Genomic DNA, 8,663 nt, shown 5'->3' with positions numbered 1-8,663 from the left:
ACAAAACCTTCAAGACCGACGCCGTGAAAGCCGACATGCTCGTCGGCATCGCCAAGATCACCGTCAACACCAAGTAACACCCACCGCACCAGCGGCGCCAGGAAGTGCCGCCCGAAGCGGCGGCAGGAAGTGCCGCGGACCCTCCACCGGAGGATCCGCGGCACTTTTCCGTGCGCATACCCTATGGATTTGCGGTCTCAGCACTCCCGGGACAGCCGTAGCCTTGAAAGGTGACTGAAATGAGCGAAGCCATGGTTGATGTTGTTCTGCCGTGCTTAAACGAAAGAGGCGCCCTGCCATGGGTGCTGTCCCGCCTTCCCGAGGGATACCGGGCCATAGTGGTCGACAACGGCTCCACGGATGGATCCGCCGAGCTCGCAGCCACTCTCGGAGCGGTTGTGGTCCGGGAGGAACGGCGGGGTTTCGGGGCAGCCGCCCATGCGGGCCTGCTCGCAGCCACCGCAGAATTCGTGGCTTTCTGTGACTGTGACGGTTCGCTGGACCCGGCGCAACTGCCCGAGCTTTTCGCGCCCGTCCTGGACGGCAGCGCCGATCTGGTGTTGGGGAGCCGCCAGCCTGAGCCTGGCGCGTGGCCCTTCCACGCCCGCATCGCCAATGTGGTATTGGCATGGAGGCTACGACGCCTGACCGGTGAACGGGTAACGGATCTCGGACCGATGCGGGCAGGACGCCGCCTTGAGCTGTTGTCCCTCGGCTTGGAGGACCGCCGCAGCGGATACCCGCTGGAGATGTTCCTCAAGGCCAGCCTGCGCGGCTGGCGGCTCATCGAAATCCCCGTGCCGTACGCTCCCCGGACCGGCAAATCGAAGGTGACCGGAACGCTCCGCGGAACGCTCACAGCGGTGCGCGACATGTCCGCGCAGCTCAAAGCGGCAGCTGCGTCCACGGGCTCCGGACCGGTCCGAGACAGCGCCGGCAACGAATAATGTATATGAGCAACAACATCGATCTGACAGTGGCAGTCATTGCCAAGCAGTGCCTGCCGGGAAAGGTCAAAACCCGGCTCAGCCCTCCGCTCACACCGGAAGGTGCCGCTGCCCTGGCACAGCTGAGTCTCAGCCGCACCCTGGCTACGGTGCGGCTCCTCCCGGTGAGCAGAAGACTCCTGGTCATGGACGGAACGCCGGCCACCCAGGACGCGGCTGATTTCACCGTTGTGCAGCAGGCCTCGGGCGGGCTGGACGAACGGCTGGCTGCCATCTGCGATGCGGCCACGGGCCCGCTGCTGATCATCGGCATGGATACCCCCCAATTTTCAGCGGACCATCTGGCGCCGCTGCTCCATGATTGGCCCACGAACGCCGCAGTTCACGATGCCTGGCTGGGTCCGGCAACGGATGGTGGTTTCTGGGCCCTCGCGCTGCGCCGGCCTGACGGAGCACTGATCCGGGGCGTGCCGATGTCCACTCACACCACCGGAGCCCAGCAGCTCGCCCGCCTCTCCGCCGCCGGGCTTAGGGTGGGAATGCTTCCCGAACTGCGGGACATGGACCACTTCAGCGATGCACTCACGATCGCCGGCGAGATTCCCGGCACCGAATTCGCCCGCGCGGTGAATGAAGCCGCGGTCGTGGGACTGGGCTCACGGCCCGCGGCCGGGGTGACGCGATGACGGCCGCCGGCGTGGCCCACTTCGGTCAGGGCCACCGTGAACCCTATGCACGGGCGCTTGCCGACGGATCCGGCACCCTGACGCTGCGGCCGGACAGTGAGCACCACAACGCAGCCCCCGTGGCCTTCGATGTACGCAGCTGGTGCGAGGACGCCAGCCTGCTGGAGCGCTCACTGCTGCAGGGCCTTCAGGGGCCAGTGCTCGACGTCGGCTGCGGCCCGGGCAGGTTGCTGGCTGCTGCCCAGCGGATGGGACTGGCGGCCCTGGGCATCGATATCAGCGCAGAGGCGGTCAGCCGGGCGCGCGGCCGCGGTGCGCGAGCACTCGAACAATCGGTTTTCTCCCCGGTACCCCAGGCCGGTCATTGGCAATCCGTCATCTTGCTCGACGGCAACATCGGCATCGGCGGAAGCATCACGTCCCTGCTCCGGCGATGCCGCCAACTCGTCGCTCCTGGCGGGACCCTGCTGGTCGAGGTCGAAACCGACGAGGACATGGACACCGTTTATTCCGCCGTGCTGGAGGACGCCGACGGGAACCAAAGCGAGCCTTTCAACTGGGCACGAACGGGCACCGCGGGTCTCTTGTCCCGGGCACTGCGCAGCGGGTGGACCGTTGCCTCCATTCAACGCCTTCAGGGCCGCGTCTTCTGCCGCCTCACGCCCGCTCCGGAACCGGGCAGGTTTCCCGGGTGAGCATCACCACCCCATCAACCCGCGCATCCGGCACCCGGCTCAGGCTGTTCGTCATTCTGCCCTGCCTGTTCCTTCTGAGTGCCGGGTTGCTGTGGTGGATGGTACTCCCGGGAAATCCGATCGATTCAGCCCCTATGCTCGGAACCTGCATGTCGTGGATGGTGCTGATCGGCGCGGTCAGTCTCCTACGTGACGTGCCCCGGCGCCGGGTCGGTGCCGTGATCATCGCCGGGACCGTGCTGCTGGGCCTCGTCGCGGTGAGCGCACCACCCCGGACCAGCAACGATTCTGCCCGCTATGCCTGGGACGGGATCGTTCAAAAGGCCGGAATCTCGCCCTATTCGCATGTCCCCGTAGATGAGACCCTGAGCGGCCTCAGGCCGGATTGGCTGTTCTTGCCCGGCGATTCGGGCGACGACGGCGGGCCGGTCTGCGCCAAGGACCTGTTTGGGACGGAATCCGTTGCGGCCTCCGGCTATCCGTCCGGGAACCCGCTGTGCACGGCCATCAACCGGCCGCACGTTCCCACCATCTATCCGCCCACGTCCGAAATCTACTTCCTCGGCGTGCGCGCCGCCGTCCCGGACTGGGTCGGTTACCTCCCGTTCCAGCTGGGCGGGCTGCTCATCAGCCTGGCCGTCGGGCTGATGCTCCTCCGCGTCCTCGCCCAACGCGGCCTGCCACTGCATGTGGCCGCAGTCTGGGGGTGGAGCCCATTTGTGCAGCTTGAAGCCGTGAACAACGCCCACGTCGATCTGCTGGGCGGCGCCTTGATCCTGGCCGCCGGAATGCTGCTGGCCGGCGGCAAGCCGCTGCGCTCCGGAGCGGCGTTCGGTGCCGCGGTGGCCACGAAACTCATTCCGGTCATTGCGGCCCCTGCGCTGTTGTTCCGGCGCCCGGCCCGGTTCATCGCCGCGGCACTGGGGACCTTCGCCCTCCTCTACGTGCCCTATGTGGCCGCTGCCGGCGTCGGCGTCCTGGGCTTCCTGCCCGGCTACCTCAAGGAAGAGAATTACAGCCAGACCGGCGGCAGCCGTTTCGGGCTCGCCCAACTCGTCTCTACGGGCCCCTGGCCGCAGGTACTCAGCGCAGCTGCCCTGGCCGTCGTCGCGCTCGCCGTGCTGCGGCGGACCCGCGCGGCGAATATCTGGGAGCAGCAAACGGTCATGATCGGGCTGACGCTGCTGATTGTGAGCCCCACCTACCCCTGGTATGCCCTGATGCTACTGCCGTTCATTATCCTGAGCAGGCGATGGGAATTCGTCGGTGTGCTCCTCGCCCTGGACTTCCTCTACCTGGTCCCCACCGAGGACCCGTTCAGTCTTCCGCTCAACCAGACGGTCCTTCTTCTGGCCGCAACCGCCATCGCGGCCGGTATCTGGTGGCGGCGCCGCGCCGAAGTCCGGCAGGCCGCCGTCGCCGGCCTCAGCTCCGACGTGCCGGACAGGGTGGATTCAGCCCAGTGACCAGCAGCTGTCCGTCCACCACAAACTCCCCCGAATGGCAGGATTGCATCATGGACACATCACTTCCCGGCACGCCGCAGGCGCGCATCGGCATCATCGGCGGCTCCGGCACCTACCGGCTCCCCGGAGCAACTGTCAGGGCCACGATCGACGTCGACACGCCGTACGGGCCGCCGTCGGGGCCCGTGACACTGGCAGACGTCGCCTGGCGCACGGTGGCGTTCCTCCCCCGCCACGGCGGGAACCACTCGCTTCCGCCGCAAAAGATCAACTACCGGGCCAACCTCTGGGCGCTCAAGAGCCTCGGCGTTGAGGCGGTGCTGTCATCCTCGGCAGTCGGAGGCCTGCGGGAAGGCTTCGGGCCCGGGACGTTCGTGGTGACGGACCAGCTGATTGACCGCAGCTGGGGACGGGCCGACACATTCTTCGACGGCACCTCGGCCGACGGCGTCTCCCCGGCCGGTGTCCAGCACCTGCCGGCCTCGGAACCGTTTTGCCCGTCACTGCGGTCGCAGCTGGCATCCGCCCTTGCGGCCCACGACCTGTCCTACGTCCCACAGGGAACGGTGGTGGTGATCAACGGACCACGCTTTTCCACCAGGGCCGAGTCGGCCTGGTACGTCAGCGGCGGCGCCGACATCATCAGCATGACCCAGTACCCGGAACCCGTTCTGGCCGCCGAGCTGAACATGGGCTTTGCCAACCTGGCCTTCATCACCGATTCCGACACCGGGCACGACGGCTCGGATCCGGTGACGGCCGACGCCGTCTTCGCCCGGCTGAAGAATGCCCAGGGCAATGTCCTGGCCGTGCTCAAAGCGACCGTCGCGGCAATCGGCGATGACTACTCCCCCCGCCCGCTGATGGATCAGGAAGCGGTGCGCCGGATCATGGCGCTCCCCGCAGTCAAGGAAGCGGTGACCGGCCGATGAAACTTCTCATCACGGGAGGCGCCGGGTTCATCGGTTCCCATATTGTCGAGGCCGCCCTCGCCAGGGGATGGACGGTGCGGGTGCTGGACTCGCTGGACTCCGGTCTTCATCCCCGGCCGCCCGTGTTCGACCCGCAGGTTGAACTCCTGGTCGGCGATGTCGCGGAGCCGGACACGGTCGATTCCGCGCTGCGCGGGATCGACATGGTCTGCCACCAAAGCGCGAAGGTGGGGCTCGGCGTGAGCTTCGCGGACGCGCCGGACTATATCCGCAACAACGATTACGCCACCGCCGTCCTGCTGGCTGCGATGGAACGGCACGGCAGCACCAGGCTGGTCCTGGCCTCGTCCATGGTGGTCTACGGCGAGGGTGCTTACGCCGACGCCCAAACAGGGCGTCCCGTCAGGCCCGGACCCCGCGACGAGGCTGACCTGCGGGCCGGCGTCTACGATCCCCGAAGCCCCGAGACCGGGGCCGTCCTTATCCCCGCGATGGTCACCGAGGATGCACCGCTGGATCCGCGCAACGTCTATGCCGCATCGAAACTGAGCCAGGAGCATCTTGCCGCTTCGTGGGCCCGAAGTACCGGCGGCTCGGCAGTCGCCCTGCGCTATCACAATGTCTACGGCCCCAGAATGCCGAAGAATACGCCCTACGCCGGAGTCGCGTCACTGTTCCGTTCAGCGTTGGCCCGCGGCGAGGCTCCCCGGGTCTTCGAGGACGGCGCCCAGCGCCGCAGCTTCATCCATGTCCGGGACGTCGCAGCGGCAAATATTGCCGCTGCCGAGTCGCTGGCCGGCCCCAGCGCACCGGGTTTCCGCGCCTACAACGTCGGAGCGGACGAGGTCCGTACCATCGGTGACGTGGCCACGGCGCTGAGTACCTTCTGCGCCGGTCCGGCCCCGGTGGTGACCGGCGAGTACCGGCTCGGGGACGTGCGCCACGTGACCGCGTCCTCGGGGCTGATCAAAGCTGAACTGGGCTGGGCCCCTGCCGTGGGCTTTGACGAAGGCATGCGGGAATTCGCCGCCGCCCCCCTGCGGGGCGAATAGAGCTGGCCCGGGGGCTAACAGGAAAGCCACGGACCCCCAAGGTCCGTGGCTTCCTGTTATGCACTGCCGCCGCCGTTTCAGGCGGCACTTCCTGCCGGCACTTCCTGGCGCCACTGGTGCGGTGGGTGTTACTTGGTGTTGACGGTGATCTTGGCGATGCCGACGAGCATGTCGGCTTTCACGGCGTCGGTCTTGAAGGTTTTGTTCAGCAGGCCGGCCGCGGTGTCGGAGATCAGCACCCGGGTTCCTTCCAGGACGGCGGTGTCGCCGGCGGCCTGGAGGGGCTTGAGGGTGGAGCCGTCGAGGTTGAAGATGTAGGCCTGCTTGGCGGCGGTCTCGCCGTTGACCGCGACGTCGCCGTAAAGCTTGGAGGTGCCCGGGTCGATGGTGAAGTTGGTCAGGTCCACCTTGGTCTCACCGGCGGTGAGGGAGAACCCGGAACCGGCGTGGCTGATCAGGCCCTGGACGAACGGGCGGTAGTCCTTGGCGGGATCGTAGTAATCGACCTTGCCGCCGCTGATCGGGAAGATCAGCGACCCGTCGGTCAGCGCCGCGGTACCCACCACGCCCGGGGTGAGCTTGAGGCTCTCCAAGGCCGCGGCGAAGGAGGCATCGAGCTTCACCGCGGTGGAGGTACCCGTCAGTGCCGGGATCGCGGCCAGCGGCTTGGCCTTCTCAGCGGGGGCCGCGGACGAGGACGAGGCAGCCGGCGCCGAGGAGGACGGGGCGGCCGGGCTGCACGCGGCGAGGGAGAACATGAGCGAACCGGCAGCGGCCACGCTCAGGAAAGTCTTAGTTGACGTACGCATGGAAAAGCTCCTTAGGATCAGGTGGATAGCTGCCCTTCGTTCCGTGGAACTCCGTGGACCGGGCTGCTGTGTCTTTCACCAGTACTTCGGAGATACAGCCACCCAGGACGGGCCGCATCGGGAAGTTATCTTCTTTGTTATGCTTCCGTTACCCACGCCACCGGGCCCCTTGCCTCACACCCCGGACCCCGGGGTGGGCAGTCACTTCAGGCCGTTGTGCGTCCCTGCCGGCTCCGTCCGCGTCGCTCCAGGACGAAGACAGCGGCAGCGGTACCAAGAACCAGCAGCACCCAGAACCACAGGAAATATCCGGCGTAGTCGGCCTCCAGCACGGTGCTGGACCGGGCCACGGATTGAGCCTTCAAAAGGATCCCCGCCACCAGGGTGATGACGGCTCCCGTCAGCAGGGCACCACGCAGCACGGCAGCCGACGGCCGCTGAAGTCTTGACCCGGCACGTGTCAGGCCGGCGCCGGCGAGGGTGGAGAGCGGCACTATGACGCCGTCGTGAAGGAGGACCGCAACGGCCAGCCAGATCAGCAGGCCGATCAGCTGCTCCGGGCCCAGCTGGGTCGGCAGGCCCAGCAGCCCGTAGCCGATGATTGCCGTGCCGGCGGCGCCGAGCGCTATCCGGGAAACCCTGACGGTCGTCGACGCTCTCACAGGATCTCCATACTTTGCAGCCACTTGGTCTGAAGCACCCCGGGCCGGCCGGGGGCGATGATTCGGGCAGGGTAGCCATGGTCAAGGTCGAGCTCCGAGCCGTTGAGCTCAAGGGCCACCAGAGTTTTATCGTCCCGGGTGTACTCGGCGGCCATGTTCATGATCCGGTAGGCACCCTCCGGTTCCAGGCTGGTGAACCGCAGTTCAGCGGCGGCCGGAGCGCCGACGGCTGCGAGCAGGTCCTGGACGCGCACGCCCCGCCAGGTTGCCATTTGACTCCACCCCTCGACGCACGCAATCGGCAGATCATGGCTGTGCTGTGGCAGCGCGCGGAGCTCGGCAAGCGTGAAGGAGCGGCTTGAGGAGCCCGAGCGGACCATGAGCGCCCAGGCTGAGGATTTCGCCAGTTCGGTCACCTTGGCTTCGGCTGCGGTCCGGTTTACCGGCACGCCCTGGGGCCCGGTTTCCATTCTGCGCGGGGCGAACAAGTTTGCCGGTGCAAGCCAGGCGAACGACTGTCCCGCCGTCGTCACCACAAGCGTTCCTGTCGCTGCGGCAACACCGGTCAGGAATGCCCGTCGCGACCAGCGGCCGGGTGCAGTGCTGTCTGTGCCCGGAACAAGCCCGACGGCGGCGGCTGCACCACCGCCGTCGGCAGCCTTCGGGACGGCGGTTTCCCCGCATGCCGGCCGCGAACGCCAATGCGCCGAGATGGCCGGGAGTTTGACCGCGATGTGCAACAGGAGCGATCCCCAGATCACCCAGGAGAGCCAATAATGGGTCTCCCGGAACGGAAACGGCCACGGATACCATTTGTATGTATTGATCAGTCCGGTGGTCAGCTGCAGCAGGGACGAGGCGATGAACAGGGCAATTGAGGCGCGCTCCAGACCGTGCACCACGGACTTCACCGGCGGCCACTTGAGCAGTTCGGGATACACAGACCAAAGTTTCGCCAGCAGCAGCGGAATCGCGGCGATTCCGAAAGTCACGTGCAGGCCTTGAGTTAGCTGATAGATCCACACCGGACGGGTGGGGAAGAACATCCACGACGGCGGATTCTGCAGCCCGTGGCTGAACAAACCCGTCAGGAAGCAGATGGTGAAGCTGATCCCGAGCCAGCGGCCCAGGACAACCGTCAGACGCGTGCTGCGCGTCGGCGAGGCAAACTTCGCAGCGAGGGCTTCGGTGAGCCTTTGCGGATCGGGCTTGTTCATGTCTGGATCACTTCGCCATTCCTCGGCCGTCTGGGACCATTCTAAGCGTCGAGTCTAAGCGCCCAGCCGAAAACGCCACGGACCAGGGATCCGTGGCGTTCACCGCTGGTGCGGTGGGTGTTACTTGGTGTTGACGGTGATCTTGGCGATGCCGACGAGCATGTCGGCTTTCACGGCGTCGGTCTTGAAGGTTTTGT

General features: G+C 66.6%; 9 protein-coding genes. 6 read left to right on the top strand and 3 right to left on the bottom strand.

Features of this window, described 5'->3' with window-relative positions; genetic code table 11:
• The first annotated feature begins 239 nt into the window (after positions 1-239).
• The 6 genes from RCH07_RS18485 to RCH07_RS18460 are packed head-to-tail and all read left to right on the top strand — an operon-like array spanning position 240 to position 5,778.
• Positions 240-947, top strand: coding sequence for a glycosyltransferase family 2 protein (locus RCH07_RS18485; protein ID WP_326968952.1), 708 nt, complete (start codon positions 240-242; stop codon positions 945-947).
• A gap of 5 nt (positions 948-952) precedes the next feature.
• On the top strand, positions 953-1,633 hold the full coding sequence (locus RCH07_RS18480) for a TIGR04282 family arsenosugar biosynthesis glycosyltransferase (RefSeq protein ID WP_326968951.1): 681 nt from the start codon (positions 953-955) through the stop codon (positions 1,631-1,633).
• A complete protein-coding gene (locus RCH07_RS18475) occupies positions 1,630-2,328 on the top strand; it encodes a class I SAM-dependent methyltransferase (protein WP_326968950.1) in 699 nt (232 codons plus the stop codon). The genes RCH07_RS18480 and RCH07_RS18475 overlap by 4 nt, the downstream gene beginning before the upstream one ends.
• On the top strand, positions 2,325-3,794 hold the full coding sequence (locus RCH07_RS18470) for a glycosyltransferase 87 family protein (RefSeq protein ID WP_326968949.1): 1,470 nt from the start codon (positions 2,325-2,327) through the stop codon (positions 3,792-3,794). The genes RCH07_RS18475 and RCH07_RS18470 overlap by 4 nt, the downstream gene beginning before the upstream one ends.
• A gap of 50 nt (positions 3,795-3,844) precedes the next feature.
• The gene (locus tag RCH07_RS18465; RefSeq protein ID WP_326968948.1) at positions 3,845-4,726 is read left to right on the top strand and encodes an MTAP family purine nucleoside phosphorylase; all 882 of its coding nucleotides are present in this window, start codon (positions 3,845-3,847) and stop codon (positions 4,724-4,726) included.
• Complete coding sequence (locus tag RCH07_RS18460) at positions 4,723-5,778, top strand: NAD-dependent epimerase/dehydratase family protein (RefSeq protein ID WP_326968947.1); 1,056 nt, start codon at positions 4,723-4,725, stop codon at positions 5,776-5,778. The genes RCH07_RS18465 and RCH07_RS18460 overlap by 4 nt, the downstream gene beginning before the upstream one ends.
• Before the next feature lie 128 nt (positions 5,779-5,906).
• Here the strand turns inward: RCH07_RS18460 and RCH07_RS18455 are convergent, their stop codons facing one another.
• The 3 genes from RCH07_RS18455 to RCH07_RS18445 all read right to left on the bottom strand — a co-directional run bounded on the left by RCH07_RS18455 (position 5,907) and on the right by RCH07_RS18445 (position 8,466).
• Complete coding sequence (locus RCH07_RS18455; RefSeq protein WP_326968946.1) at positions 5,907-6,587, bottom strand: hypothetical protein; 681 nt, start codon at positions 6,585-6,587, stop codon at positions 5,907-5,909.
• Positions 6,588-6,793: 206 nt separating this feature from the next.
• Positions 6,794-7,249 carry a hypothetical protein gene (locus RCH07_RS18450; RefSeq protein WP_326968945.1) on the bottom strand — a complete coding sequence of 152 codons (456 nt, stop codon included), beginning with the start codon at positions 7,247-7,249 and terminating at the stop codon, positions 6,794-6,796.
• Positions 7,246-8,466 carry a molybdopterin-dependent oxidoreductase gene (locus RCH07_RS18445; protein WP_326968944.1) on the bottom strand — a complete coding sequence of 407 codons (1,221 nt, stop codon included), beginning with the start codon at positions 8,464-8,466 and terminating at the stop codon, positions 7,246-7,248. The genes RCH07_RS18450 and RCH07_RS18445 overlap by 4 nt, the downstream gene beginning before the upstream one ends.
• Between the last annotated feature and the right edge of the window lie 197 nt (positions 8,467-8,663).

This window comes from Arthrobacter sp. CG_A4 (assembly GCF_035985125.1).
GTDB lineage: Bacteria > Actinomycetota > Actinomycetes > Actinomycetales > Micrococcaceae > Arthrobacter.
This window is presented reverse-complemented; position numbering and strand designations above follow the sequence as displayed.